Here is a 24,424-nt window from a genome sequence, read left to right as displayed (position 1 = left end):
TGTCGTTCGTGCGCCGGCATCGAGTGTTCGCCGCGGTTTTCGGCGTTGGCGCCGTGCTGCGGCTCATCACCATGCTCGGCTACGGCCCGGCCATGTGGTTCAACGACTCCTACGAGTACGTCTCGGTGGCGCTGCACCCGCGGCCGCACCCGATCAGGCCCGACGGCTACAGCTTCTGGCTCATGCTGCTCAAGCCGTTCCACAGCTTCGCACTGGTGATCTTCACGCAGCACCTGATGGGCCTGGCCACGGCCTGCCTGATCTACGCGTTGCTGCGGATCAAGTTCCGGCTGCCGAAGTGGGGCGCCACGCTGGCGGCGGCGCCGGTGCTGCTGGACGCGTACCAGATCCAGCTCGAGCAGCTGGTGATGTCCGACAGCATGTTCACGCTGCTCGTGGTGGGCGTCATCACGCTGGTGCTGTGGAAGCGGCGGCTGTCGTGGCAGGCGGGCGCGGTCGTCGGCCTGCTGCTGGCGGTGACGTGGCTGACCCGCTCGATCGGCCTGCCGATCCTGGCGCTGGTGGTGCTCTACCTGCTGGTCAAGCGGACCGGCTGGCGCCCGATCGTCGCCGTGATCACGGCCTGCGCGGTGCCGGTGATGGCGTACATGGGCTGGTTCGCCTCCGCGTACGGCAAGTTCGCGATGACCAACAGCGACGGTCTCATCCTCTACATGCGCACGGCCATCTTCGCCGACTGCAACAAGATGAAGATCGACAAGTACAAGGAGGTCCAGCTCCTCCTGCTGTGCATCAACGACCCGGTCAGCCAGCGCAAGGACTACGCGCAGTGGTACCTGTGGGGCCAGGGCAACGGCGACGGCACGGGCACCGGCGAGGTGCTGCACCGGTGGGGCATCAACAAGAAGTGGAGCGAGATCACCAACGACGCGGCCAGCGCGTTCGCCACGCGGGCGATCCTGTCGCAGCCCGGCGACTACCTCAAGGTGGTCACGCGTGACTTCTTCCGCTCGTTCCACTGGGGCCGGCCGATGTTCCCCGACCCGTCCACATACGGCATGTACGAGTTCAAGCCGTACGTCGAGCCGGACGAGAGCGGCCAGCCCAAGCGGCTGCCGAAGTGGTCGTCGTACGCGGGCGGCCGCACCGACACCGACGCGTTCAGCTACGAGCAGGGCCCGCCGGAGACCCGCATCGTGCACCCGTGGGCCGACATCATGAGCGGCTACCAGAAGGTGTTCTACCTGCGCGGCATCATGCTCGGCGGCATCCTGCTGATCGGCCTGTACGGCGTCGCGGTCAGGTGGCGCAAGTTCGGCGGCCCGGTGGCGCTGCCGTGGCTCGGCGCGGTGGGGCTGCTGCTGGCCCCGGCGGCGACGGCGGAGTTCGACTACCGGTACGTGCTCCCGGCCGTCCCGCTGGCCTGCGTCGCCGCGGCGATCACGCTGCGCCGCGGCGTCACTTGGGCGCGGCGGTCACCCAAGAACGCATCAGCATCCGAGCCCACCAGTCTGCGTGTGTGATCGTCTCGGCGGTCAGCACCGGATAGAGCCACCAGAAGTTGATCAGCACGATGAGCGCGAACGCCCCCACCAGCGCGGCCCCGGTCGCCCGCCGTGGCGCGGGGGCGTCCTGCCTGCCCAGCACCAGCCCCGCCACCAGCACGAGCGCCAGCACCATGAACGGCACGACGGGGATCATGTAGAACAGGTACATCGTCCGGTTGTCGGCGAGGGCGTAGTAGAACCACGGCAGCCAGCCGGCCGCGACGCCCAGCAGCGCCGCCCCCGCCCGCCAGTCGCGCGTGGCCACGTACCAGGCGACGAGGCCGACCAGCGCCAGCACGGCGGCGTACCAGAGGGCGGGGGTGCCGACCCCGAGCACGGCCTGTGAGCACTTGTCGGCCCCGCACGCCGACGGCGGGATGTCCGACGGGTAGTGGAACGAGACGGGCCTGATCAGCAGCGGCCACTGCCACGGCTCCGACATGTACGGGTGGTATTCGTGCAGGTTGCTGTGATAGCCCAGCACCTGCACCTGGTACTGAAGCCACGACCGCACCGAGTCGACCACGAAGAACACCGGCCCGGACGAGGCGGCCTGCGTCCAGTTGCGCCCCCAGCCGCCGGAGGCGGCGAACCACCCGGTCCACGAGGCCACGAAGGTGACCGCGGGCACGAGCGCCATGGCCGCGAACGCGCCCGGCAGGTCGTACGAGAACGCCCCCCGGTACGGCTGCCGCAGCCCCAGCGCCCGCCTGGCCCCCAGGTCCCACATGAGGCTCATGACCGCGAACGCGATCAGGAAGAAGATCCCCGACCACTTCACCGCGCACGCCGCCCCCAGGCAGAGCCCGGCCGCGAGCCGCCACGGCCGCAGCCCCAGACGCGGCCCCAGCTCGCCGATCGGCCCGCGCTCGTGCCAGTCCGCCAGCCGTCGCCGCGCCCAGTCCCGGTCGGTCACCAGGCAGGCGAACCCGGCCAGCACCCAGAACATCAGGAAGATGTCCAGCAGTGCCGTGCGCGACAGCACCAGGTGCAGGCCGTCGAGCGAGAGCAGCAGCCCGGCCAGGCAGCCCAGCAGCGTCGACCGCGTCATCCTGCGCGCCACCCTGGCCATGATCAGGATGGACAGCGTGCCGATCAGCGCCGCCGCGAAGCGCCAGCCGAACGGGTCCATCCCGAACAGCCACTCGCCCACGCCGATCATCCACTTGCCCAGCGGCGGGTGCGCCACGAACGAGGCGCAGTCGTCGGGCTGCGGACATTGCTTGAAGATGTCCAGGTTGCCGGTGATGAGGCGTCTGTCGGCGATCGGGTCCTTGGCGTCGCCGAGCATGGTCCGCTCGACGCCGTGCGTGATCAGCGAGTACGCGTCCTTGGCGTAGTACGTCTCGTCGAAGACCACGGCCTTGGGCTCGTCGAGCCTGATGAACCGCAGGAGGCCGCCGAACAGCGCGACCAGGATCGGCCCGGCCCAGCCCAGCATGGGTGTCCCCGGCATCGGCGGGACCAGTCGCTGAGCGGAAACCCCCCAGTTCCTCACCATGCGCACCCTATGGCGTAGGGGATCTCCTGTGAACCAGGTCATACAGCTCGCGTTTGGGGATGCCCGCCTGCCTGGCCACCTCGGCGACGGCGAGCTTGCGCTGGACGCCCTCGGCGACCCTGCGGTCCACCTCGGCGACCAGCTCGTCCAGGTCCGGCTCGCCCTCCCCCGGCGCATATCCGGCGACCACGAGCGTGATCTCGCCCTTGACGTCCTTCGCCGCCCATTCGGCCAGCTCGCCGAGCCCGCCCCGCCGTACCTCCTCGTACGTCTTGGTCAGCTCGCGGCACACGGCGGCCTGCCGGTCGGGGCCGAACGCCTCGGCCATGGCCTCCAGGGAGCTCGCCAGCCGGCGCGGCGACTCGAAGAAGACCATCGTGCGCTCCTCGGCCGCCAGGGAGGCCAGGCGGCGGGCCCGCTCGCCCGGCTTGCGCGGCGGGAAGCCCTCGAAGCAGAACCGGTCGCTGGCCAGCCCGGACACGGCCAGCGCGGTCGTGACGGCGCTCGGCCCCGGCAGCGCGGTGACCGTGATGCCCTCCTCGACCGCCAGGCGCGTCAGGCGGTAGCCGGGGTCAGAGACGCCCGGCATGCCCGCGTCCGTGATGACCACGACCGTGCGGCCCTCTTTCAGGGTCTCCAGGAGCTCCTTGGCCCGCGCCACCTCGTTCTGGTCGTAGTAGGACACCACCCGGCCCTCGATCTCCACGCCCAGCTCGGTCGCGAGCCTGCGCAGCCGCCTGGTGTCCTCGGCGGCCACCACGTCGGCGCTCCCGAGCACCTCGCGCAGCCGCGGCGAGACATCACCCGCCTGGCCGATGGGGGCTCCTGCCAGCACCAACCTGCCGTCTCCAGTCACCTGACCATTGTGGCAGGGCATCCCAAATAACCGTGTTTCTGCGTTTGCGATCGGCTTGGGGCCCGTACGATGTCCGAATGGCGGTGACCGATTCCCCATACCAGGCCTACGAGAGCTCGGAGGTCGGCGACAGCCTTCCCAAGACGATGTCCGTACGCGAACGGCTCGTGCCTCCCATGCACGGCAGCATCCTGTGGGGCTGGATCGGCCCGCTGCTGGTCACCCTTTTCGGCGCCGTCCTGCGCTTCATCAACCTGGGCCATCCCAAGGCCGTGGTGTTCGACGAGACGTACTACATGAAGGACGCGTTCTCGCTGATCACCTGGGGTGTCGAGCGGACCACCATCAAGGACGCCGACAAGGCGATCATCGCCGGCAACACCGACATCTGGCAGTCGTGCACGTCCGAGACCCTCGACAAGTGCGCCTCCTACGTCGTCCACCCGCCGCTGGGCAAGTGGATGATCGGCGCGGGCGAGTGGCTGTTCGGGCTCAACCCGTTCGGCTGGCGCTTCGCCGCCGCGCTGATCGGGTCGCTGTCGATCCTCATCCTGGCCAGGGTGGCCCGCAGGATGACGCGGTCGACGCTGCTGGGCTGCTTCGCCGGCCTGCTGCTGGCCCTCGACGGCCTGCACTACGTGCTCTCGCGCACGGCGCTGCTGGACATCTTCCTGATGTTCTGGGTGCTGGCCGCGTTCGCCTGCCTGGTGGTCGATCGCGACCAGGCCCGCGAACGGCTCGCGACCTGGTACGAGAACTCGCCGCTCTCGCCGCACGGTCCCTCGCTGGGGATCAGGTGGTGGCGGATCGCCGCCGGGGTCTGCCTGGCCTTCGCGATGTCGGTCAAGTGGTCGGGGCTGGCGTTCGCCGTGGCGTTCGCGATCATGTCCGTGATGTGGGACTTCGGCGCCCGCCGGGCCGTCGGGCTGCGGAATCCGTACGTCGGGGCGTTCAACAAGGACGTGCCGCAGGCGTTCCTGGCGTTCGCCGTGGTGCCGTTCGTCACCTACATGGCCACCTGGATCGGCTGGTTCGCCAACGCGACCGGCTACGGGCGCGACTGGAATCAGGCCACCTCCGCGGGCAACCCGATCTTCTTCGTGGTCGACTCGATGCGGTCGTGGATCAAGTACCAGTGGCAGGTCTACACGTTCCACAGCGGGCTGGAGACCTCGCACCCGTACATGTCGGAGCCCTGGCAGTGGCCGCTGCTGCTGCGTCCGGTCGCCTTCTACTACGAGGGCAAGCAGAACACGTGCGGCGTCAAGGACTGCTCCGAGGCTGTGCTGGGCGTGGGCACGCCGGTGATCTGGTTCGGGGCGGTGGCCGCGCTGGTGGCCCTGATCGCGTGGTATGTCTCCTCGCGCGACTGGCGGGCGGGGGCCGTGCTGCTGTCGTACGCCATGGGCCTGGTGCCGTGGATCTACTTCGCCGTCGCCGACAACCGGACGATGTTCCTGTTCTACGCCATCCCGATGGTGCCGTTCATGGTGCTGGCCATCACGCTGTGCGCCGGGCTGCTGATCGGGTCGTCGAAACCGACGATCACGGGGGCGATGCCGCTACGGCGCACCATCGGGGCCGCCGTGGTCGGCGCGTTCACGCTGCTCGCGCTCATCAACTTCTGGTGGCTGCACCCGATCCTGTCCGCCGAACTCATCCCGTACACCGAGTGGAAGGCCCGCATGTTGTTCGAGAAACGGTGGATATGATCTGCTTACCATCCGCCCCATAGTGGTTTCTTAGGGTTATCGCTGTGCAAGACCCAATACGCACCGGATTCGGCCATCGTCAGGCCCGGGGTCGATACGGCAAACTTCGAGGCATGAGTGCACCGGATGTCACCGCCCTGCTCGCCGAGTTGGAGCGCTCTCAGCCGGAGCTGGCCGAGGAGGCCAGGACCGCCGTCGAATGGCTGACGGGTGGAGAGCCGCTGGAAACGGTGACCCAGCTCGACGTCTGCGAGTTCCTCTGGTACACGTTGCCGCTCAAGGTGGGCGGCGACCACGAACGACTGGCACGTTCGCTGGGCCGGCTGCTCCAGCTCGGCGGGATGGAGCGCTATGCCGCTCTGTGCGTGTCAGCTACGACCCTCCAGATCCTCCGTACCTACGCCCGTGAGGGCGAGGACGCCGGCACCAGCGCCTACCAGCAGGCGCTCGAGGCCACGGGCGTGCTCCCGCCCGACGTCCCCGAACTGCAGTGGAGCATGATCATGGGGCCCGAGGAGCTGGGCGCGCACCTCGCCTGCTCCGCCGCCCTCGAACTGGCGATCGTCGCCGGTGAGACCGTCGACCGCACCGCCCTGACCCGCCGCTGGCTCACCGAGCCCCGCTCCGAGCTGGGCGGCGACAGCTGGCTCAACCGGGTGCACGGCGAACGCCTCAACCGCTGGGTGCTGGGCCGCGGCCCGGCCAGGCGCGAGCTGGCCCAGCCGTTCGAGGTGCGCCTGCACGCGCCCATCACCCCGCAACCCCTGCCCCCGTTGCACCGTCTCCTCACCCTGGCCGCCTCGGAGGAGAGCCTGCCGCTGCGGCTGGCACCCTCGCCCGAGGCGCTCAGGCTGCGCGAGCTGGCCGAGCGGGAGCTCGGCGCGATCAGTCGCGACGGCACGAAGCTGGCCATCACCGACTACGGCCGGCGGCTGCTCAAGTCCAAGTCGGCCATGTGGTCGGCGGTCACGAGGCTGCTGCTGGCCAGGGGAAAGCACGAGTTCGAGGTTTCGGCGCGGGAGGCCGCGCTGATGCTGATCGCCGACGGCACGCTGATGTCACCCACCGAGCTGCGCGAGCGGGTGGCGGAAGTGGTCGGCGGCGAGGGCTGGCATCCCACCACGACCGTTGAGGACGTCGCCGCGCCGGTGGCCGACCTGATCTCACAACTCACCGCGCTGGGGCTGGCCTTCAGCGACGAGCTGGCGGTGCGGATGGACCGCTCCGGCCAGCTCGCCGCCCTGGCGGCCCTGCGCGCCCACGCCCTGCGACCGAGAAAGTACGTCAACCCGAGCTGACGAACGTGCTCAGCCCAGCGGCACGCGGCCCACGGCCTGCTTGAACTCAGGACATTCCACAAGCGGGTCGTGGTCGCAGGTCACCGCGTGCCGCAGGCTGTCGCGCAGCCGGGTGAGCTGCGCGACCCGCTCGGACACCTCGCGCTCCTTGGCCGCCATGCGCTCGCGCAGCCTCGCGTCGGACGGCCTGGCGCGCAGGAACTCGGCGATCTCCGACAGCGTGAACCCCGCGTCCCGGGCGCACGTGATCAACGCCAGGCGCTCCAGCGTCTCGGGACGGTACGCGCGGCGCAGGCCGTTGCGTCCTTCCGCCTGAATGAGCCCCTTGCGCTCGTAGAACCGCAGCGCCGACGCGGCCAGCCCGCTCTGCCTGGCCACCTCGCCTATGTCGATCAACGTGTCTTCCACGACCTGGCCCCTTGACTTGAACCGCGCTTCAAGTCGCAGTCTAGTGCGTATGCGAATTCACCACCTGAATCTCGGCTCCATGCGCGAGATCGAATCCCCGGACGGGCAGCCGGCGGCGCCCGCGGTGTGCCACGCGCTGCTGATCGAGACGCCCGCCTCCGGGCTCGTCCTGGTCGAGGCCGGGCTGGGCCTCGACGACGTGGCCAAGCCCGAGGAGATGCTGGAGCGCGAGTGGGCGGAGCTCGTCGAGCCGCTGCTCTCGCCCGACGAGACCGCCGTGCGGCAGGTCGCCGCGCTCGGTCACGACCCGCTCGACGTACGGCACATCGTGCTGACCCACCTGGACGTGGACCACAGCGGCGGCCTGCCCGACTTCCCGCACGCCCGGGTGCACGTCATGGAGGTCGAGCTGGAGGACGCCATCGCCCAGGCCCCGAACCGCCGCTACCGCCCGGGTCACTGGGCTCACTCACCCAAATGGGTGACTTATCCGGACACGGGCACCCGGTGGCTGGGTGTGGACGGGGTGCGGCCGCTGACGGGGCTGGGTGAGGACTTCCTGCTCGTGCCGCTGGACGGGCACACCCGCGGGCACGCCGGAGTGGCGGTCAACGACGGCGAACGCTGGCTGCTGCACGCCGGGGACGCGTACTTCTACCACGGTGAGCTGGACCGCGAGCCCCAGCCGCACCCGCTGATGGACCTCGTGCAGGTCGGCGCCCAGGTCGACGCCGAGCGGCGCCTGTCCAGCCAGGAACGCCTGAGGTCGCTCGTACACGACCACGGCGTCACAGTCTTCTCCGCGCATGACCCTTGGGAACTGTCCCATTACATACGGTAGTTACCATTGGTCTCATGGAGCTGTTCCCAGCAATGCCGCTCGCGGAGTGGGCGGAGGCCAAGGAGACCTTTCACAGGTTCGCGCAGATCGTGGGGAAGATCCGGTTGTCGTCGAGCAACCGGCGCAACCACTGGTGGCAGGTGCCCTTCCACCCGACCGGGCGCGGGCTCACCACGCGCCCGATGGGCGGGCTGGGCGAGCAACCGCTGTTCAGCATCGACTTCGACCTGGTGCGCCACCGGCTGGTGGTGGACGTGCTCGACGGGCGCAGCGCGGAGTTCACCCTGATCGGGCGGTCGGTGGCGTCGTTCCACGACCGGCTCTTCGAGACGCTCGCGGGGCTGGGGATCCGGCCGGAGATCTGGGCCGTGCCGTTCGACCTGGGCGACGACACGCCGTTCGCCGACGACACCCTGCACGCCCGGTACGACCCCGTCCTGATCAACCGCTACTGGCGGATCCTGTCCCAGGTGGTGCAGCTGCTCGACCGCTTCGCCGCCGACTTCGCCGGCAAGACCTCGCCGGTGCACCACTTCTGGCACACGTTCGACATCGCCGTGACGCGCTTCACCGGCCGCGTGGTCCGGGTCTCGCCCGACGCCGACCCGGTCACGCGGGAGGCGTACAGCTGGGAGGTCATCAGCGCGGGGTTCTGGTTCGGCGACAAGGAGCGGCCGTGGCCGGCGTTCTACTCCTACACCGCGCCGGAGCCCAAGGGCCTGGAACTCGAGCCGCTGCGGCCCGTCGAGGCCGAGTGGCTGCCCACCCGGGGCAGCCACCTGGCCATCCTCCGGTACGACGACGTGCGCGCGATGGGTGATCCGGTCGCGTCCGTGCTGGAGTTCCTGGACAGCGCCTACCATGCGGGGGCCCGGCTGACCGGGGTCGACATGGAGGCGCTGAACTCGCCTGGGGGCGTCACGGACCCGTACTACGGAAAGTACTGAGCGGAAAGTATTGAGCGCCCGCCCTCCGAGGAGGGCGGGCGCTCAACGTATGCGAACCGGTGTGCAGGTCGCCTCTCGGCGAAAGGCACAACGCGGCTCCAGCCGAACGGTATTCCGCGAAGGCAATAGGTGAGGCCCGGGGACACTGGACACACCGGCCACGATCTATGTAACCACACCCGCCCCCCGAACATTCCCACCCCGACACGAATTTCCGGCCACCAGGAGATGGCCGCCCCTCTCTCCCCCGCCGCGCCCGTTCCCCTCCGAAGGATCCCAGCCGAAGTACGGCGGGTCGCTACGAGCGGGCCGGGGCCATGACGGCGGTGTCGCGCATGGCGAGGAGGGCCGCGAACGCCAGCACCCCCGCCACCCCACCGATCCACGCCACCGTCGCCCCCACTCCACCGGCCGTGACCCTGGGCCCGGCGAGCAGGGATTGCGTGCAGGCCAGGCTCAAGGTGCCACCGAGCTGCTTGGTGAGCGCCGATCCGGCCGTGGCGGTGCCCATGTCCGCGTGCGGGACGCTGCTCTGCGTGGCGATCGTGATCCCGCCCATGGCGGGACCCGTGCCGAGGCCGGCGAGCAGCAGCCACACCCCGGTCAGGATCGGCGGGGTATCCGGACCGAGGGCGAAGAACGCGCCCGTGCCGATCGTGACCAGCGCCGCGCCCGTCAGCAGCGCTGGTTTCGGATGCCCGGAACGCAGGATCAGCACCGCCGTCATCCGGTTGCCCACGGTCATCCCGATCAGGAACGGGAGCAGGACCAGCCCGGAGGCCGTGGCCGAGTAGCCGCGTACGTGCTGGAGGTAGAGCGGCAGGAGCACGCCGACGGGCAGGACCGCGAACTGCATGAAGAACCCGCCGGCGAGCAGGGCCGCGTACGTGCGGCGGCGCAGCAGGCGGAGCGGGAGCACCGGGGTGGCGGCCCGGCGTTCGACGCGCACGAGGGCGGTCAGCAGGGCCAGACCGGCCAGCAGGGTGCCGAGCACGGCGGGGTCGGCCCACCCCAGGGCGGTGTTGCCCTTGAGGCTGAGCCCCACCAGGACCAGCGACAGGCCGCTGGTGAGCAGGACGATCCCGGCCACGTCGAGCCTGCCGGGCGCGGCGCCGGGGAGCCGGCGCTCGGGCAGCAGCACGGCGATCATGGCGGCTCCGGCCACGCCGAGGGGCAGGTTGATAAGGAACGCCCAGCGCCAGCTCGCGTGGTCGGCCAGCAGGCCGCCGAGCAGCGGGCCGCCCACCATGCCGACGATCATCATGGCGGCCAGCAGGGTCTGCATGCGGATCATGCCCTCCGCGCGGGAGGGCGGGTGCAGGTCGCGGATCATGGCCATGCCCAGGGTGAGCAGCGCGCCCGCGCCGAGGCCCTGGAACGCCCGGCTGGCGATCAGGAACGGCATCGAGCCCGCCACACCGCAGGCCAGGGATCCCGCCAGGAAGACGGCCAGGCCGGCGAGCAGGAGCCGGCGGCGGCCGTACAGGTCGGACAGGCGGCCGTAGACGGGCACGGTCACCGAGGAGGTGAGCAGGTACGCGGTGACCAGCCACACGTACCACGAGCCCGACCCGCCTAATTGCTCGACGATGCGCGGCAGGGCGGTGCCGACCACGGTGCCGTCCAGCATGCTCAGGAAGGCGCAGCCGAGCAGGGCGTACGTCACCGCCGTGCGACTGCCGGCCGGGAGGTCCTCGTAGAGGTCCGTCACCCGGCCTCGCCGCCCTTCAGCGCGCCGTGCAGGAACAGGTCGACCAGTTCCTCGGAGGTGAGCGGGGACGACCCGCCCCGCCCGGACGCCAGGATCAGGAACTGGAACGCCTCGGCCAGCCGCTCCGGGGGCAGCCTGAGGTCGTCGCGCTCGGGCTCGAACAGTCCGGACAGCACCTCGCGGGTGGCCGCCATCGACGCCTCCCGCCCCGAGAGGGCCCGCCCTGAGCCCTCCTGCGGCCTTTCGGAGGCGCCACGCCCCTCTTCCGAGGCGCCGGAGGGCGCGCCTCCGGAGGCTTCGGAGGGTGCGCCCAGGAGGCGGGGGTCGCGGCGGAGGCCGCCCGAGGCGGCCAGGGCACCGGCCACGGCGCCCATCCGGGCCAGATAGCCGCGCAGCGTCTCCGCGGCCTCGATCAGCCGCTCCTCCAGCGGCATGTCCAGCGCGATCGCCGCCACGTGCGCGAGCGTGTCGTCGGGCCGCGCCGCCTCTGCCATGCAGGCGGCGAGCAGGGTCTCCTTGTCGCCGAAGGCCCGGAAGATCGTGCCTTCGCCGATGCCCGCGGCGCGGGCGACCTGGGCGGTGGTCACGGAGGTGCCGTACTCCACCACCAGGGGAAGCGCCGCCCGGACGATCATCTCGCGGCGCTGTTCCGGGCTCATCGCCGGCGCGCGTCGCCGGCCTGTCGGGTTCGTCATGGCTTTCACGTTACGGAGTGAGTACTCACTCCGTCAATGGAATATAGGGTGACCGGCTATGGCGACACTCCTGGCTTTTCACGCGCATCCGGACGACGAAGTGCTCCTGACCGGCGGCACGCTCGCCCGCGCCGCCGCCGAGGGCCACCGCGTGATCGTCGTGGTCGCGACCGACGGCGTCATGAAGTCCGTCGCGGAGGGCGGCACGACCAGGATGAACGAGCTGCGCGCCGCCACCGCCGAGCTGGGCGTGGCGCGCGTCGAGCACCTGGGCTACGCCGACAGCGGGCACGGCAAGGACCTGTATCCCGACCCGCCGGACCGGATGCGGTTCGTGCGCGCGAGCACGGAGGAGGCCGCGGCCAGGCTCGCCGCGATCCTGCGCGAGGAGAAGGTGGACCTCCTGCTCAGCTACGACCCCAACGGCGGGTACGGCCACCGCGACCACGTCAAGGTGCACGAGGTCGGCAAGCGGGCCGCCGAGCTGGCCGGGGTGCCCCGCGTGCTGGAGGCCACGGTCCCGCGCGATGCCGCCGTCCGGCTGGTACGCCTGATCCACCTGCTCCGGATCCCGCTCCGCTACGACGAACGCGAGCTGGCGAAGGCGTACAGCCCCGGCAAGGCCATCACCCACAGGATCGACGTGCGCCGCTACGCCGGGCAGAAGCAGCGGGCGCTGGCCGCCCACCACTCCCAGATCAGCGGCGGCGGCCGGGGGGCCGCCGTCGCGAGAGTGCTCGTGCGGCTCCCGGCGCCCGTCTTCGGCCTGCTGCTCGGCCGCGAATGGTACGTCGAGGCGAAAACAGGCTAGACCCGCACCCGCTCACCGGCCCCCTACGATGCCAGACATGCCATTTGCGACAGCCGTGGACGGCGTCAAGCTGTCCTACCAGGTCCGCGGCGGCGGGCGACCCCTCGTCCTCCTCCAGGGACAGGCCAACGAGCACCGCTGGTGGGATCCCGTACGCCCGGACTTCGAGCAGGAGTTCCGCACCGTCACCTTCGACTACCGCGGCACGGGCGGCAGCGACAAACCCGACGAGCCGTACACCACCCGCGGGTTCGCCGCCGACGTGCTGGCCGTCCTCGACGAGCTCGACGTGGAGAAGGCGCACGTCTACGGGACGTCGATGGGCGGGCGGGTGGCCCAGTGGCTGGCGGCCGACCATCCCGAGCGGGTCGGGTCGCTGGTGCTCGGCTGCAGCTCGCCGGGCGGCGTCCACGGGCTCGAGCGGGACAACGACGTGCGCAGGTCGCTGGCCCAGCCGGACCGGGCGGCCGCCGAGCGGGCGCTGCTGGAGCTCATGTACACGCCCGCCTGGCTGGCCACCCACCCGGGCCCCCACCACACGGTCGGCGACCCGGCCATGCCCGCGTACGCGCGCCGCCGCCACCTGGCAGCCAGCGCCGGGCACGACAGCTGGGCCGCGCTGCCCTCCATCGCCGCGCCCACGCTGGTGGTGCACGGCACCGACGACGTGTTCAACCCGGCGGCCAACGCCCCGCTGCTGGCCGGCCGCATCCCCGGGGCGGAGCTGCGGATGATCGAGGGGGCGCGGCACGCGTACTTCGAGGAGTTCAGGGAGGTCGCGAGCCCTCTGGTGCTGGATTTCCTGCTCGCGAACGCAAGTAGGACATGATCTGGCCTACTTCCTGAATAGCCTGCGGGCATGAACATTCCTGAGGGATACACCACCGTCACGCCGTGGATCATCGGGCCCGACACCGCGGGCCTCATCGACTACCTCACGGCCGCGTTCGACGCCGTCGAGCTGTCCCGGGTGACCGACGACGAGGGGCGCATCGGGCACGCGGAGGTGCGGATCGGGGACGCCGTGGTGATGATGTTCGACTCGGCTCCCGGCTGGCCGCCCACGCCTGCCTTCCTGCGCCTGTACGTCCCCGACGCCGACGCCGACGCCATCTACCGCCGGGCCGTCGAGGCGGGCGGGACGTCGGTGACGGAGATCACCCACCTGTTCTGGGGCGACCGGGTCGGGCGGGTGCGTGACCCGTTCGGCAACCTGTGGTGGATCCAGGCGCGCGTCGAGGAGCTCTCTCCCGAGGAGATGGAGCGCCGCATGACCGACCCCGTCTTCACGAAGGCGATGGAGTACGTCCAGGGCGCGGACTTCTTCCCTAGGCAGTGACAAGCCTCGCCAGCGAGACCAGGTCGGGGGCCGACAGGCGCGGGGCGCTCATCACGCTCGGGTACGGCGTGCCGCGCCGCTCCAACCAGGCCCCTGACAGCCCGGCCCGCTGGGCCCCGTCGATGTCCCACGGATGCACCGCGACCAGGACCGCCTGGTCGGGCCGGACGCCGGCCTGGCCGGCCGCGTACTCGTAGGCCGCGCGGGCGGGCTTCCACGCGCGGGGGCCGCTCACGTCCAGCGTGGCCTCCACCAGGTCCGACAGCCCTTCGCGGCGCAGGATCCCCTCGGTCATGGCCGCCGCCCCGTTCGTCATGGTGAACAGGCGGATGCCGCCCTCGCGCAGCAGTCGCATGCCTTCGGGGACGTCGGGATGCACCCGCAGCTCGGCGAACCCCCTCAGCACGTGGCGCACCGCCTCGTCCCCGGCCCCCATCTCCCTGAGCACGTCGTCGGCGATCCGGCCGAACTCGGCGAAACCGCCCGCCGCCGTGAGCGCGAACCCGTCGCGCAGCACGCTCGCGAACCACATCCCCATCTGCTCGCCGGACAGCCCCACCTCCTCGAACCTGCCCCGCATCGGCTCCATGTCGGTCAGCGTCTCGTTCACATCGAAGATCACTACCTGCGGTTTCATGACCGGTCCCTTCTGAGAGAGTCGAGTGCGGCGGACGCGCCCCTGCGCAGGGCTGCCGGGTCCGCGCCGGCGCGCGAGCGGAGGTTCACCCCGTAGGCCAGCAGGGTCAGGGACTCCGCGGTCGCGTCGAGGTCGAGGCCGTCGGCGAGCTGCCCCTGGGCCCTGGCCGCCTCCAGGGCCGCGCGCATCGTCGCGCGGAGCCCGTCGTGGTGCTGGTCCAGCACCTGGCGCACGGCCGGGTCCGCGCCTTCGGCGTTGGCGTTGGTCGCCATGCAGCCCCAGCGCGCGTGCTCGCCCGCGCACCTGATCCGGATCAGGCGGTCGAAGAACGCCTCGACGGCGGGCAGGCCGCGCCCGTCGTCGGCCAGGGTCTGGAACATCGGCTGCGAGCGTTGCTCGACGTAGCGGCGCAGCGCCCGCACGTACAGGTCCTGCTTGCCGCCGTAGGTCGCGTACAGGCTGGAGCGGCTGAGGCCGGTCGCCGCGATCACCTCCGCGATGCCCGTGGCGGCGCCGCGCTGCCAGAACAGGCGCTCCACCTGCTCCAGCACCGCGTCGGGATCGAAATGCTTCACGTCCGGCATCGGCACCTCCGCGGCCTATCTTGGAACGACTGGTCCAAGATAGCAAATCATTTGCGTAGGTCTCCGCGACCTTGCTACGTTCGCCGTCATGTCCAGCCCCGAAGCGTCAAGACGCTAGCCACCGGTCATCCGGTGGCTGTCTCGCGCTGACGCCGGGCTCCCCGCGAGCCGTGCGGTTCTTCGTGATGCGGCCGATTCCCCAGCGGGGCAGGACCTTCCTCCGGCCTGCCCGCTTCCTTGTCGATCCTCGATACGGTCGCGGAGTTCTCTCATGCCTTTCGCTGTCTACCTGCTCGGACTGGCGGTTTTCGCCCAGGGGACGTCCGAGTTCATGCTGTCCGGGCTCATCCCGGGCATCGCGCGGGACCTGCGGGTGTCCATCCCCGCCGCAGGGCTGCTCACCTCGGCCTTCGCCGTCGGGATGGTGGTGGGGGCGCCGCTCATGGCGGTGCTCAGCCTGCGCTGGTCCCGGCGGTTCGCGCTGCTGGCCTTCCTGGTCACGTTCCTGGTCGTGCACGTGGTGGGCGCGCTCACCACCAGCTACGGCGTGCTGCTCGGCACGCGGGTGATCGCGGCGCTGGCCAACGCCGGGTTCCTGGCGGTGGCCATGGCGACCGCCGTCGCGCTCGCGCCTCCCGACGCCAAGGGGCGCGCCACCTCCGTGCTCCTCGGCGGCGTCACCATCGCCTGCGTCGCGGGCGTGCCGGGCGGAGCGCTGCTGGGCGAGGTGTGGGGGTGGCGCTCGGCGTTCTGGGCGGTGGCCGTCGCGCTGGTCCCGGCCATCGTCGCGGTGCTCAAGTCCGTGCCGTCCGGCGCCCCCGGCCCGGCCGGTCCGCGGGCCCGCGGGGAGCTGCGGGCGCTGCGCCGGCCGCGGCTGCTGGTCTTCCTCGTGCTGGGCGGTCTGGTGAACGGCGGCACCTTCTGCACGTTCACCTACCTCGCGCCCCTGCTCACCGGGGACACCGGGATCGGGTCCTCCTGGATGCCCCTGATGCTGGCCCTGTTCGGGCTGGGCTCGTTCGTGGGAGTGACCGTCAGCGGGCGGGTGGCCGACCGGCGGCCGATCCGCCTCCTGGTGATCTGCGGGCCGGCGCTGGCCGCCGGGTGGGCCCTCTTCGCGCTGACGGCCGGCGCGCCGGTGCCCGCGGTCGTGCTCGTCTTCGTCCAGGGGACGCTCTCGTTCGCCGTGGGCTCCACGCTGATCTCGCAGGTGCTGTACGCGGCCACCGGCGCGCCCACCCTGGCCGGCGGGTTCGCCACGGCGGCGCTCAACGTGGGCGCGACGCTCGGCCCGTGGCTGGGCGGCCTGACCATCGGGGCCGGGCTCGGGCTGCGCTCGCCGCTCTGGGTGAGCGCCCTGCTGGTGGCCGCCGCCCTGGTCACCGCCGCCGTCGCCCACGCCGTCGAGCGGCCGTCATCGGCGAAGTCGGTGGAGCGGGACCAGCCGGCTGAGGCACAGTGAGGGGAATGGAACCCGCTTCGCGCTTTCGCCGAGAGGTCCGAGCATTCCAGGACGCCGCCCGGCAGGCGGCGGAGACCGGCGCCGCGCCGCCGGTGCCGTCCTGTCCCGGCTGGTCGGTCGCCGATCTGCTGATCCACCTGGGCTCCGTGCACCGGGGCGTGTTCAGCATCATCGACGACCGGCGGGACGGGCCGCCGGACGGCTCCGACCTGTCCTTCGCCGGGCTGCCGCAGGACCTCACGGGGTGGCCCGATCCGCAGCACGCGCCCAACCTCGGGCCGATCCCGGACGGGGTGCTCGACTGGTTCGAGGAAGGGGCGGCCCGGCTGGCGGCGCTGTTCGACGAGCGCGACGCCGGCGATCCGGCGTGGACGTGGTCGAAGGAGCAGACCGTCGGGTTCTGGGTGCGGGTGCAGACCATCGAGGCCGCCGTGCACCGCTGGGACGCCGAGACCACCCTTGGCGTCCCGCGCCCGATCCACGAGGACGTGGCGGCCGACGCGGTCACGCAGACGTTCGAGGTCATGATCCCCGCCCGGCGGGAGTGGACGCAGGCGCCCGCCGGAGCGGGCGAGCGCTTCCGCTTCCGTCGCACGGACGGCGAGGGCGACTGGGCGGTCCACTTCGACGGCCCGGACGTACGGCTGTCCTCCGGGGCGGACGGCGGCGATTTCGACGTCGAGCTGGCCGGGAGCGCGTCGGACCTCATGCTGTTCCTCTGGAACCGCATCCCGGCCGACGGCCTCGACGTGCGTGGCGACAGGAGCAGGCTCGATCGCTACTTCGTCCTGGTGCCTCCCGTGTGACCCCCTCCTACGAGCTTCGGGCGACGAGGCCCATCCCCAGGACCAGCCCGTTGCGCGCCCACATGCCCAGGTGGGTCTTCGGCACCATCATGCGGACGTTCGGCCCGATCTGCTGCTTGCGCTTGACCAGCTCGCGGTGCCCCTCCTCGTACCGCCGGAAGGCGACCCGGTGGTCGGAGGTGCCCGCGAGCTCCTCGGCCAGCCGGTACGCCCCCACGACGGCCAGCTCCGCCCCGGCTCCCGACGCCGGGGAGGCGCAGTAGGCGGCGTCCCCCACGAGCGCCACCCGCCCCGACGACCACGAGGGCAGGCGCACCTGGCTCAGCGCATCGAAGTAGAAGTCGGGGTCGGCGAGGGCCCCGTCGAGCAGTTCGCGCACCCGCCAGGACGTCTCGCCGCCGAACGCCTCCTTCAGCAGCCTCCTGTGCTGCTCGACGTCGCGATGGTCATAGGCCAGCGGCTCCGACCTGAAGATGAAGTACGCCTTCGCCTGGGCGTGGTTGCCCGACCGGTAGAGCCCCGCCATCTTGCCCGGAAGGTTGTACATCGTCACCCACCGGTCCTCCCCCAGCGCGGAGTCGGCGTTCGCGAACGCGAAGTAGTGCCCCATGTGCCGCAGGGCCCCCTCCTCGGGCCCGAAGGCCAGCCGCCGTACCGAAGAGTGCAGCCCGTCGGCCCCGACGACCAGGTCGAACCGCCGCGTCGCGCCTGACTCGAACGACACCGTCACGCCGCCGCCGTCCTCCTCCATCGACCGGACGGAGTCGCCCAAGACGTACTCCACCTCCGGCCCGGTCACCTCGTGCAGCAGCGCCACCAGATCACCCCGCATGATCTCGGTCTCGCCGTTCCTGCTCATGTTCACGCGGGCCACGGCCCGGTCCGCCGCGTCGACGAACTTCATGCCCCGCACGTCCGCCGCCGCGGCCCTGACCCGCGGCATGATCCCCATCCGCTCGGCCACCTCGGTCGCCTCGTCCCGCAGGTCCACCCCGTTGCCACCCGTGCGCAGCCGCGGCGCCCGCTCGACCAGCGTGGCCCGCATCCCGTGCCGGGCCAGCCAGTACGCCAGCGTCTGCCCGGCGATGCTCGCCCCGACCACCAGAACCTCAGTCATGCCTCCGCCTCTCCTGACCGTTGGTCAGTTCAGGACTATAGGCTCCCGACCAACGGTCAGACAAGGTCTAGAATCGGCGGCGTGACGGACGACACCCGCTCGCGGATCCTCCAGGTGGCGCAGGACCTGTTCGCCGCGCAGGGCTATCACGCCACCTCGATCCGCGAGATCGCCGAGCGGCTCGAGCTGACCAAGACAGCGGTCCTCTACCACTTCCCCAGCAAGAAGGAGATCATCGCGGCCCTGGCCGAGCCGCTGCTGGCCGACATGGAGGCGGCGATCGACGCGGCCAACCGCGCGCCGGGGAGCGACGAGCGACAGAAGCGGTGGGCGGTGATCGAGGGCCTGCTCGACGTCTGGCTGACGCACCGCGACCTGCTGAGGCTGCAGATGCGCGACCTCGCGCTGGCCGCGGAGGGGTCGGTCTTCGACCGTTTTCGAGACGCCGCCTACCTGGCCCAGCACCTCATCGCCGGCCCGCTCGCCGACCACGTGGACCGCATCCGGGCGGCGCAGGCGTTCGGCATGCTCAGCGACCCCGTCGTGATGTTCGCCGACCTGCCGGCGGAGATGCTCCGCCCGGCCGTGCTGTCCGGGGTGGAACGCCTGCTGGAGGACCGTCCCGAGCCTCCGGCGCAGGAGGCGCGCCGGCGCGGCAGGCCGGGGGCGATGACGCCGGAGGCCATCGAGCGGGCCAGGCGCATGCACGCCTCGGGCCGGCACACCGCCGCCGAGATCGCCCGAGCCCTCGGCGTCTCCCGCGCCACCCTCTACCGCCACCTGTCCGCATAATATTGAGACACTATGTGAGACGTTTTCGAGACAGCGCAAGGGTGGCCGGCGGGGGAATCCTCCGCGCACGGGCGTTTAATTCGGTGGTGTCCGGACAGTCGGCGAAGCTACTGTTGCTGCAGGTCAGCGAGTGGGCACGCGGTTGTCAGCGCGCTGTCCCCTGCGGACCCGCGGCTCACCCGTACGGAATCGACCGACGGCGAGGCGATGGTCACCACTGGCGCCGTCCTAACGCCCCAGACGATCGCGAGCCGCGGGTCCCGCCCCCTTACCGCCCGGCGAAGCCGTCGAGCGCGGCGGACAACTCCTTGGAGAGCGTGCCGCTGCCGGTGTGCCCGGAGTCGTCCACGACGACCAGCTTGGCGTCCGGCCAGGCCTTCGCCAGCTCCCAGGCCGTCTCCAGCGGGCCGCCCAGATCGAGACGGCCGTGGATCAGCACGCCGGGGATCCCGGCCAGCCGCCCCGCCTCCCTCAGCAGCACGCCCTCCTCCAGCCAGGCGGCGTTGGAGAAGTAGTGGGAGCAGATCCGGACGAGCGCCATCACCGCCTCGGCCGGGCGGTCGCTGTAGGCGTTGGGCTTGCCGTTGGGCTCCATGGAGATCACCGCGTCCTCCCAGGTGACCCAGTCTTCGGCCGCCTTCGCGCGGACCTCGGGATCGGGGTCGGCCAGGAGCCGCGAGTACGCCGCCAGCAGCGCGAAGGTGTCACCGTCGCCGTCGGCCTCGGGGACGCCCCGCCTGAAGCGCTCCCACTCCTCCGGGAAGAACCGCCCGACGCCGCGGTAGAGCCAGTCGATCTCGGAGCGGCGCGTGGTCGTGACGGCCACGATGACCATCTCCGACACCCGCGCCGGATGGGCCTCGGCGTAGGCCAGCATCAGCGTCGAGCCCCACGAGCCGCCGTAGAGCAGCCACCTGTCGATGCCGAGGTGCTCGCGCAGCCGCTCCATGTCGGCGACGAGGTGGTGGGTCGTGTTGGTGCTCAGGTCGACGGACGGGTCACTGGCGTGCGGGCGGCTGCGGCCGCAGTTTCGCTGGTCGAACAGGACGATCCGGTAGCGCTCCGGGTCGAAGAGCCGGCGCACCCCCGTCTTGCACCCCGATCCGGGGCCGCCGTGGACGACGAGCGCGGGCTTCCCCTCCGGGTTGCCGCAGACCTCCCAGTAGACGAGGTTGCCGTCACCGGTGTCGAGCAGGCCGTGATCGTACGGCTCGATGGGGGGATACATGGAACGATCGTATCGAGACGGCCGCGGTGGACCCGGTGGACCACCGCGGCCGTACCGTCAGGCGACCTTGGACGAGGGGGCCGACCAGGTGTTGCACGAGCCGGGGTCGCCGGCGGTGAAGCCGCGCTTGAGCCAGTGGCGCACCGCGGCCCGGCTGCCGAACTCACGCACCTCGGCGGGGTCCTCGCTCCACCGGAAATTGACGAGCGCGTTCCAGTCGCTCAGGTTCCTGCCCTCGATCGGCCAGACGCTCTTGATGAAGGCGGCGGCGAAGCATTCGTTCTGGAGACTCACGCGGCGCTGCTGCTCATACAGCTCCGTCTTTTTGTCATAGGGCAATTTGTCGTAGGCCTTGGCGATTCCGACCAATTTCTGCACGTGGTAGCCGTACATGGAGGCCGCCGTCTCGAACAGCCAGAGGTCGTCGGCTTCGTCGAGCCAGTCCTTGCCGAGCTGGAAGACCAGTGTCTCGGTGCGGTCGCAGTACCAGGCCTGGGAATTCAGTTTCTCGATGTCATAGCCGCACCACTTCTTCGGAATCCGGTCCATGTGCCGCACCTTGACCGGCCTGTAGGTCAGGCCGGCGTTCGTGAGGTGCTGTTCCCAGGTGGTTTCCAGGCAGGCGATGACCGCGTCGAGGTAGGCGCGGGCCTGCTTGCGATTGTTCGGCTTGAGCGACGGCTCCGCACAGGTGGTCGTCGGCAGTGCGCCTGCCTCATAGAGCGGATTGGCGGTTAGTTGGGAGGATTTGACGGGGTATGCAGCTGCCTGGGCGGTAGCGGTACCCGCTAAGGGCATCATGAGGGCGCCCGTAAGCGCCGCGAACATGAGAAGTTTCACGAGTCGTGAGAATAGGACCTCCCGGTAAAGAGGGCTAGATACAACTATGAAGTAATTCAACCACCACTAAGGGTAATGATCTCTGCGGATAACCGGATTACCATCCGCAGGGAGCACCATGTACAAGCACGCCATTGCCGCATTCGCCGCGACTTCCGGCCTGCTGCTGGCCGCCGGGCCGGCCGCCGCAGAAGAGGGGGCCGTGGACACGGTCCTGTGCGGCAACAACAACGTCGTCAGCTACAACGGGCAGTCGTCCTGGACCGAGGACTTCCAGGCCCTGGCCGAATCGGTCTTCAACGAGTCGCCGCTGGGGCCGCCGTGGTCCGGGCGTCCGAGCCCCGTCGACGGCCTGACCTGGGTCAACCGAACGACGACGTGCAGCCAGAGCATCCCCACGTACAAGGCCGGTGGCGTCGTCGGCCTGGTCGACGGGCTGCTCGGCCCCGCACCCGCGGCGCCGTGCACGACGACGACGAGCACGTCGTCCTCGTCGCTGCTGGCCGCCCTGGGACTCACGCAGGTCGTCGACTCGCTCTGGCTGGGCGCGGTGCCCTGCGCCACGACGAGCACCTGGTCCCCGACCACCTGGTCCCCGACCAGCTGGTTCCCGACCTGGTCCCCGGCCACCGGGACCTGGACGTTCGAGTCGCCGGGCGATCTCACGGTGGAGCAGCCCGTGACGCTCCTGGACACCACCGGGGTCTCGTCGCTGGTCAACCAGATCCTCGGCAACTGACGCGCCTCTGGCCTCATCGTCAGAGGGACGGGGCGAAGGGACTTCGACATGGACAGCGAGCACCCCGCACCGGCTCAACCGAAGACGGACGGACTCGGCATCGCGTGAACCGAATGCGCCTGGCAGGAGGACACCATTTCCTCTGCCGGCGCACACCGATGCCGAGCCGTCCCCCGTGGACGCGTTCCTGGGAGTTCACGATGCTGTACGCCGACACGCGCGGCGTACAGCGGGTGCCGCTGAAGCGGCCTGCGATCAGCGGAATTCGTCCGCGTGATCGGCGGCCCATCGCCCGAACGTACGCGCCGGCGCCCCCGTGATCTCCTCCACCGTCGAGGTGATCAGCTCCGACCGCGGCCGCGCCTCCGCGCTGGCCAGCAGGGCCTCCACCAGGGCCGGCGGCCTCCCGTCCGCGAGCATCTGCGCACGCGCGGCCTGTACGGCCACCTTCTCGAACCGCAGCGGGCGCCCGATGGCCTCCCCGATCGCGCGCACCTGCTCGGCCCGGCCCACCACCTGCGGCCCGGTCAGCACGTACGTCGCGCCGTCGTGCCCGTCGCCGGCCAGCACCCGTACCGCCACCTCCGCGACATCGCGCGGGTCGATCACCGCGGTGGCGGCGATCTCCGGCCCGCGTACGGCACCGGTGGCACGGATCTGCGCCGCCCATCCCCGGGTGTTGGAGGCGATGGTGTTCGACCGCAGGATCGTCCACCGCAGCCCGGACCTCTCGATCAGGCCCTCCATGTCGGCGTGCAGCTGGTTGATCGGGTCACCCTGCCGCTGCGCCCCGTCGTCCACCCCCGACGACGAGAGGTAGACGACCCGGCGGGCCCGGCTCTTGATCACCTCCAGGACGGCGGAGGCGCCGTCGGCGGTGAGGAAGGGCCAGACCAGGAACACCGTCTCCACACCCGCCAGCGCCCGCTCCAGCGTGCCGGGCACACCCAGGTCCCCCTCCACGGCCGCCACTCCCCCTGGAAGCCGCGCCGCCCGCGCGTCCCTCACCAACGCCCGCACGGAACCACCGGCGGACACCAGCCCGGCCACCACCTGCCGGCCCACGTTCCCGGTCGCCCCGGTCACCAGAATCTCGGTCATGACCGGGTCAGCCCGGGCGCGGACGGCGATATTCCGGCCGCGGCGGGCTGCGGCCGGGCCGGCGCGTGCCGGACCGTCCGGACGGCCTGTCGCCGGCGGGCGAGCTCCAGCGGATCGTGCTCGAGGATCCGATGCCGTTGCAGGACTACGGCTGCTTCCTCCCCGAAGATCCCTTCGCCCTGCCACCCGGCTCCCAGCCCTGAGCAGGACCGGCCGCGCCGGTGTCAGCGCCGGACGCGTGCCGCCCAGACGATCGCGTACGCGACGGCCAGGAGCCCGAGGAGACGGGTGGTGTCGGCCATGCCGATGGCCGCGGTCATGGGCGCGACCGCGAGCGTCGACACGCCTTGGAACGCCGCCGAGAGGCTGAACACCAGCACCATCACGCGTCCCCGTACATGGTCAGGCGTCGCCAGTTGCAGGCCGTTGAGGGCGAGGATCGCGCACGCGCCCACCCCGAGGTGGCCGACGAACGCCGCGGCCATTCCCGGGCCGAGTCCGGAGACGTGGGCGAGGACCAGGTATCCGAGGCCGAAGAGGGCCAGGGCCGCCGCCGCCACGTACAGCCGCCGACGCGTCGAGCCGCCGGCGAGCCGCCTGCCCGCGAAGGGGCCGAGCACGGCGCCGAGGCCCTGCGCCAGGTACAGGGCGCCGACTCCCGCGTCGCCGACGTGGAAGCGATCGAGGGCGTAGACGGGCAGGAGTCCGACCATTCCGTAGCAGAGACGCAGCCCCGCGGTCAGCCACAGCAGGGCCGCGGCGATGGGGGTGGTTCGCAGGAATTGCCAGAGTTCGGCGGTGTCAGCGCGTATCCGGATCCGGCGCGTCGACACGGCGCTGGAGAAGGGCCGCTCGATCCGCGCGACGAGCAGCGCGGAGACGATGAACGAGGCGCCGTCGAGGAGGAGCGTCGCCGAGGTTCCCCAGGCGGCGGTGACCAGGCCTCCCAGGCCGGCTCCGACGAGCAGGCCGGCCGAGTACAGGCTGCCGAGCACGGTCTGGGCCAGTGAGAGGTCTCGGCCGGTGACGAGGTTGGGCAGCGCGGCCTCGGGGATGGGACCGGCCACCGCGGCGAGCACCGACAGGACGGCCAGGCATCCCAGGGCCAGCGGTACCGAGCCGGTGTGGAAGGCGACCAGCAGCCCGCCCACCGGGACCACCGAGCCCAGGTCGCAGAGGATCCGAAGGCGTCGCCGGTCGAACCGGTCGGTGAGCGGGCCGATCAACGGGAACAGCAGCACTCCGGGAAGGGAGTTGATCGCGAACAGCAGCGCCGTCCACCCCGGCGAGCCGGTGCTGTGGTAGACGAAACCGCTCAATGCGACGAAGGCGAACCAGTCGCCGGTCAGGCTCAGCGCGCAGGCGCCGATGAGGCGTCGGAAATCGGCGTTGCCGCGCAGCAGTGTGAAGAGGTCGCCGGAAGATCGGCGCCATGCAGGGAACACTCGGTGACTCCAGCGGTGCGTCCTTCCGGAGAAGGACCGGAAAGGG

General features: G+C 70.9%; 25 protein-coding genes. 13 read left to right on the top strand and 12 right to left on the bottom strand.

The window, feature by feature from the left end; genetic code table 11:
• Positions 1–8: 8 nt before the first annotated feature.
• Positions 9–1,484 (top strand): hypothetical protein, encoded by a 1,476-nt coding sequence (locus ACWDRB_RS12395; protein ID WP_355197484.1) that lies wholly within the window; start codon positions 9–11, stop codon positions 1,482–1,484.
• On the opposite strand, the gene ACWDRB_RS12390 is transcribed toward ACWDRB_RS12395, so the two are convergent.
• On the bottom strand, positions 1,420–2,964 hold the full coding sequence (locus ACWDRB_RS12390) for a dolichyl-phosphate-mannose--protein mannosyltransferase (RefSeq protein WP_449893268.1): 1,545 nt from the start codon (positions 2,962–2,964) through the stop codon (positions 1,420–1,422). The two genes, ACWDRB_RS12395 and ACWDRB_RS12390, sit on opposite strands and share 65 nt — an antisense overlap.
• Before the next feature lie 52 nt (positions 2,965–3,016).
• Positions 3,017–3,886, bottom strand: a complete 870-nt coding sequence (rsmI, locus tag ACWDRB_RS12385) for a 16S rRNA (cytidine(1402)-2'-O)-methyltransferase (RefSeq protein ID WP_397372087.1) — start codon at positions 3,884–3,886, stop codon at positions 3,017–3,019.
• 56 nt (positions 3,887–3,942) lie between these two features.
• Between rsmI and ACWDRB_RS12380 the strand changes: the two genes are divergently transcribed.
• Positions 3,943–5,577 (top strand): dolichyl-phosphate-mannose--protein mannosyltransferase, encoded by a 1,635-nt coding sequence (locus ACWDRB_RS12380; RefSeq protein WP_449893266.1) that lies wholly within the window; start codon positions 3,943–3,945, stop codon positions 5,575–5,577.
• Between the two features lie 113 nt (positions 5,578–5,690).
• Complete coding sequence (locus ACWDRB_RS12375; protein WP_449893264.1) at positions 5,691–6,875, top strand: hypothetical protein; 1,185 nt, start codon at positions 5,691–5,693, stop codon at positions 6,873–6,875.
• A 9-nt stretch (positions 6,876–6,884) separates the two neighbouring features.
• On the opposite strand, the gene ACWDRB_RS12370 is transcribed toward ACWDRB_RS12375, so the two are convergent.
• On the bottom strand, positions 6,885–7,283 hold the full coding sequence (locus ACWDRB_RS12370) for a MerR family transcriptional regulator (protein WP_313043208.1): 399 nt from the start codon (positions 7,281–7,283) through the stop codon (positions 6,885–6,887).
• A gap of 79 nt (positions 7,284–7,362) precedes the next feature.
• On the opposite strand from ACWDRB_RS12370, the gene ACWDRB_RS12365 reads away from it, so the two are divergent.
• Together ACWDRB_RS12365 and ACWDRB_RS12360 are read left to right on the top strand one after the other, a co-directional pair.
• A complete protein-coding gene (locus tag ACWDRB_RS12365) occupies positions 7,363–8,124 on the top strand; it encodes an MBL fold metallo-hydrolase (protein WP_449893261.1) in 762 nt (253 codons plus the stop codon).
• A gap of 14 nt (positions 8,125–8,138) precedes the next feature.
• Positions 8,139–9,071 carry a DUF5996 family protein gene (locus tag ACWDRB_RS12360; protein ID WP_449893259.1) on the top strand — a complete coding sequence of 311 codons (933 nt, stop codon included), beginning with the start codon at positions 8,139–8,141 and terminating at the stop codon, positions 9,069–9,071.
• Between the two features lie 298 nt (positions 9,072–9,369).
• On the opposite strand, the gene ACWDRB_RS12355 is transcribed toward ACWDRB_RS12360, so the two are convergent.
• Both ACWDRB_RS12355 and ACWDRB_RS12350 read right to left on the bottom strand, forming a co-directional pair.
• Positions 9,370–10,782 (bottom strand): MFS transporter, encoded by a 1,413-nt coding sequence (locus tag ACWDRB_RS12355; protein ID WP_449893257.1) that lies wholly within the window; start codon positions 10,780–10,782, stop codon positions 9,370–9,372.
• Positions 10,779–11,477 (bottom strand): TetR/AcrR family transcriptional regulator, encoded by a 699-nt coding sequence (locus ACWDRB_RS12350; protein WP_449893255.1) that lies wholly within the window; start codon positions 11,475–11,477, stop codon positions 10,779–10,781. The genes ACWDRB_RS12355 and ACWDRB_RS12350 overlap by 4 nt, the downstream gene beginning before the upstream one ends.
• A gap of 58 nt (positions 11,478–11,535) precedes the next feature.
• Here ACWDRB_RS12350 and ACWDRB_RS12345 point away from each other — a divergent pair, with 58 nt between their 5' ends.
• Genes ACWDRB_RS12345 through ACWDRB_RS12335 form a run of 3 tightly spaced genes read left to right on the top strand, consistent with a single transcriptional unit; the run spans position 11,536 to position 13,627 of the window.
• The gene (locus ACWDRB_RS12345) at positions 11,536–12,288 is read left to right on the top strand and encodes a PIG-L deacetylase family protein (protein ID WP_449893253.1); all 753 of its coding nucleotides are present in this window, start codon (positions 11,536–11,538) and stop codon (positions 12,286–12,288) included.
• Between the two features lie 37 nt (positions 12,289–12,325).
• Entirely contained in the window at positions 12,326–13,117 is a 792-nt protein-coding gene (locus ACWDRB_RS12340; RefSeq protein WP_449893251.1) for an alpha/beta fold hydrolase, read from the top strand.
• A gap of 30 nt (positions 13,118–13,147) precedes the next feature.
• Positions 13,148–13,627 (top strand): VOC family protein, encoded by a 480-nt coding sequence (locus ACWDRB_RS12335; protein WP_449893249.1) that lies wholly within the window; start codon positions 13,148–13,150, stop codon positions 13,625–13,627.
• Here the strand turns inward: ACWDRB_RS12335 and ACWDRB_RS12330 are convergent.
• Together ACWDRB_RS12330 and ACWDRB_RS12325 are read right to left on the bottom strand one after the other, a co-directional pair.
• Positions 13,617–14,264, bottom strand: coding sequence for a haloacid dehalogenase type II (locus tag ACWDRB_RS12330; RefSeq protein WP_449893247.1), 648 nt, complete (start codon positions 14,262–14,264; stop codon positions 13,617–13,619). The two genes, ACWDRB_RS12335 and ACWDRB_RS12330, sit on opposite strands and share 11 nt — an antisense overlap.
• A complete protein-coding gene (locus ACWDRB_RS12325; protein ID WP_449893245.1) occupies positions 14,261–14,848 on the bottom strand; it encodes a TetR/AcrR family transcriptional regulator in 588 nt (195 codons plus the stop codon). Before ACWDRB_RS12325 ends, ACWDRB_RS12330 begins: the two co-directional genes overlap by 4 nt.
• 271 nt (positions 14,849–15,119) lie before the next feature.
• Here ACWDRB_RS12325 and ACWDRB_RS12320 point away from each other — a divergent pair, with 271 nt between their 5' ends.
• Positions 15,120–16,310 carry a Cmx/CmrA family chloramphenicol efflux MFS transporter gene (locus ACWDRB_RS12320; protein ID WP_449893243.1) on the top strand — a complete coding sequence of 397 codons (1,191 nt, stop codon included), beginning with the start codon at positions 15,120–15,122 and terminating at the stop codon, positions 16,308–16,310.
• 5 nt (positions 16,311–16,315) lie between these two features.
• Positions 16,316–17,116, top strand: coding sequence for a maleylpyruvate isomerase family mycothiol-dependent enzyme (locus ACWDRB_RS12315; protein WP_449893241.1), 801 nt, complete (start codon positions 16,316–16,318; stop codon positions 17,114–17,116).
• 7 nt (positions 17,117–17,123) lie between these two features.
• On the opposite strand, the gene ACWDRB_RS12310 is transcribed toward ACWDRB_RS12315, so the two are convergent.
• Entirely contained in the window at positions 17,124–18,233 is a 1,110-nt protein-coding gene (locus ACWDRB_RS12310) for an FAD-dependent monooxygenase (protein ID WP_449893239.1), read from the bottom strand.
• 81 nt (positions 18,234–18,314) lie between these two features.
• Here ACWDRB_RS12310 and ACWDRB_RS12305 point away from each other — a divergent pair, with 81 nt between their 5' ends.
• Positions 18,315–19,025, top strand: coding sequence for a TetR family transcriptional regulator (locus tag ACWDRB_RS12305; protein ID WP_363970587.1), 711 nt, complete (start codon positions 18,315–18,317; stop codon positions 19,023–19,025).
• 268 nt (positions 19,026–19,293) lie between these two features.
• Here ACWDRB_RS12305 and pip read toward each other — a convergent pair whose 3' ends face one another.
• Both pip and ACWDRB_RS12295 read right to left on the bottom strand, forming a co-directional pair.
• Positions 19,294–20,253: a prolyl aminopeptidase gene (gene pip, locus ACWDRB_RS12300; protein ID WP_449893237.1), complete on the bottom strand. Its 960-nt coding sequence runs from the start codon at positions 20,251–20,253 to the stop codon at positions 19,294–19,296.
• Between the two features lie 57 nt (positions 20,254–20,310).
• Positions 20,311–21,093, bottom strand: coding sequence for a neutral zinc metallopeptidase (locus ACWDRB_RS12295; protein WP_449893235.1), 783 nt, complete (start codon positions 21,091–21,093; stop codon positions 20,311–20,313).
• A 118-nt stretch (positions 21,094–21,211) separates the two neighbouring features.
• Here ACWDRB_RS12295 and ACWDRB_RS12290 point away from each other — a divergent pair, with 118 nt between their 5' ends.
• Positions 21,212–21,832, top strand: a complete 621-nt coding sequence (locus ACWDRB_RS12290) for a hypothetical protein (RefSeq protein ID WP_449893233.1) — start codon at positions 21,212–21,214, stop codon at positions 21,830–21,832.
• Positions 21,833–22,087: 255 nt separating this feature from the next.
• On the opposite strand, the gene ACWDRB_RS12285 is transcribed toward ACWDRB_RS12290, so the two are convergent.
• Complete coding sequence (locus ACWDRB_RS12285; RefSeq protein ID WP_449893231.1) at positions 22,088–22,933, bottom strand: NAD(P)H-binding protein; 846 nt, start codon at positions 22,931–22,933, stop codon at positions 22,088–22,090.
• Positions 22,934–22,998: 65 nt separating this feature from the next.
• Here ACWDRB_RS12285 and ACWDRB_RS12280 point away from each other — a divergent pair, with 65 nt between their 5' ends.
• Positions 22,999–23,136, top strand: coding sequence for a hypothetical protein (locus ACWDRB_RS12280; protein WP_449893229.1), 138 nt, complete (start codon positions 22,999–23,001; stop codon positions 23,134–23,136).
• A 21-nt stretch (positions 23,137–23,157) separates the two neighbouring features.
• Here the strand turns inward: ACWDRB_RS12280 and ACWDRB_RS12275 are convergent, their stop codons facing one another.
• Positions 23,158–24,378 carry an MFS transporter gene (locus ACWDRB_RS12275; protein ID WP_449893227.1) on the bottom strand — a complete coding sequence of 407 codons (1,221 nt, stop codon included), beginning with the start codon at positions 24,376–24,378 and terminating at the stop codon, positions 23,158–23,160.
• Positions 24,379–24,424 lie beyond the last annotated feature (46 nt).

The sequence above is a fragment of the Nonomuraea sp. NPDC003707 genome, from assembly GCF_053587055.1.
The sequence above is the reverse complement of the archived record's forward strand: the minus strand, read 5'-3'. Positions and strand labels throughout refer to the sequence as shown.

Coding starts and splice junctions, on each gene's coding strand:
- ACWDRB_RS12390 (WP_449893268.1), bottom strand. CDS start 2,964: ATGCCGGGGACACCCATGCTGGGCTGGGCCGGGCCGATCCTGGTCGCG.
- rsmI (WP_397372087.1), bottom strand. CDS start 3,886: ATGCCCTGCCACAATGGTCAGGTGACTGGAGACGGCAGGTTGGTGCTG.
- ACWDRB_RS12380 (WP_449893266.1), top strand. CDS start 3,943: ATGGCGGTGACCGATTCCCCATACCAGGCCTACGAGAGCTCGGAGGTC.
- ACWDRB_RS12375 (WP_449893264.1), top strand. CDS start 5,691: ATGAGTGCACCGGATGTCACCGCCCTGCTCGCCGAGTTGGAGCGCTCT.
- ACWDRB_RS12365 (WP_449893261.1), top strand. CDS start 7,363: ATGCGCGAGATCGAATCCCCGGACGGGCAGCCGGCGGCGCCCGCGGTG.
- ACWDRB_RS12360 (WP_449893259.1), top strand. CDS start 8,139: ATGGAGCTGTTCCCAGCAATGCCGCTCGCGGAGTGGGCGGAGGCCAAG.
- ACWDRB_RS12350 (WP_449893255.1), bottom strand. CDS start 11,477: ATGACGAACCCGACAGGCCGGCGACGCGCGCCGGCGATGAGCCCGGAA.
- ACWDRB_RS12345 (WP_449893253.1), top strand. CDS start 11,536: ATGGCGACACTCCTGGCTTTTCACGCGCATCCGGACGACGAAGTGCTC.
- ACWDRB_RS12340 (WP_449893251.1), top strand. CDS start 12,326: ATGCCATTTGCGACAGCCGTGGACGGCGTCAAGCTGTCCTACCAGGTC.
- ACWDRB_RS12335 (WP_449893249.1), top strand. CDS start 13,148: ATGAACATTCCTGAGGGATACACCACCGTCACGCCGTGGATCATCGGG.
- ACWDRB_RS12330 (WP_449893247.1), bottom strand. CDS start 14,264: ATGAAACCGCAGGTAGTGATCTTCGATGTGAACGAGACGCTGACCGAC.
- ACWDRB_RS12325 (WP_449893245.1), bottom strand. CDS start 14,848: ATGCCGGACGTGAAGCATTTCGATCCCGACGCGGTGCTGGAGCAGGTG.
- ACWDRB_RS12320 (WP_449893243.1), top strand. CDS start 15,120: ATGCCTTTCGCTGTCTACCTGCTCGGACTGGCGGTTTTCGCCCAGGGG.
- ACWDRB_RS12315 (WP_449893241.1), top strand. CDS start 16,316: ATGGAACCCGCTTCGCGCTTTCGCCGAGAGGTCCGAGCATTCCAGGAC.
- ACWDRB_RS12310 (WP_449893239.1), bottom strand. CDS start 18,233: ATGACTGAGGTTCTGGTGGTCGGGGCGAGCATCGCCGGGCAGACGCTG.
- pip (WP_449893237.1), bottom strand. CDS start 20,253: ATGTATCCCCCCATCGAGCCGTACGATCACGGCCTGCTCGACACCGGT.
- ACWDRB_RS12290 (WP_449893233.1), top strand. CDS start 21,212: ATGTACAAGCACGCCATTGCCGCATTCGCCGCGACTTCCGGCCTGCTG.
- ACWDRB_RS12285 (WP_449893231.1), bottom strand. CDS start 22,933: ATGACCGAGATTCTGGTGACCGGGGCGACCGGGAACGTGGGCCGGCAG.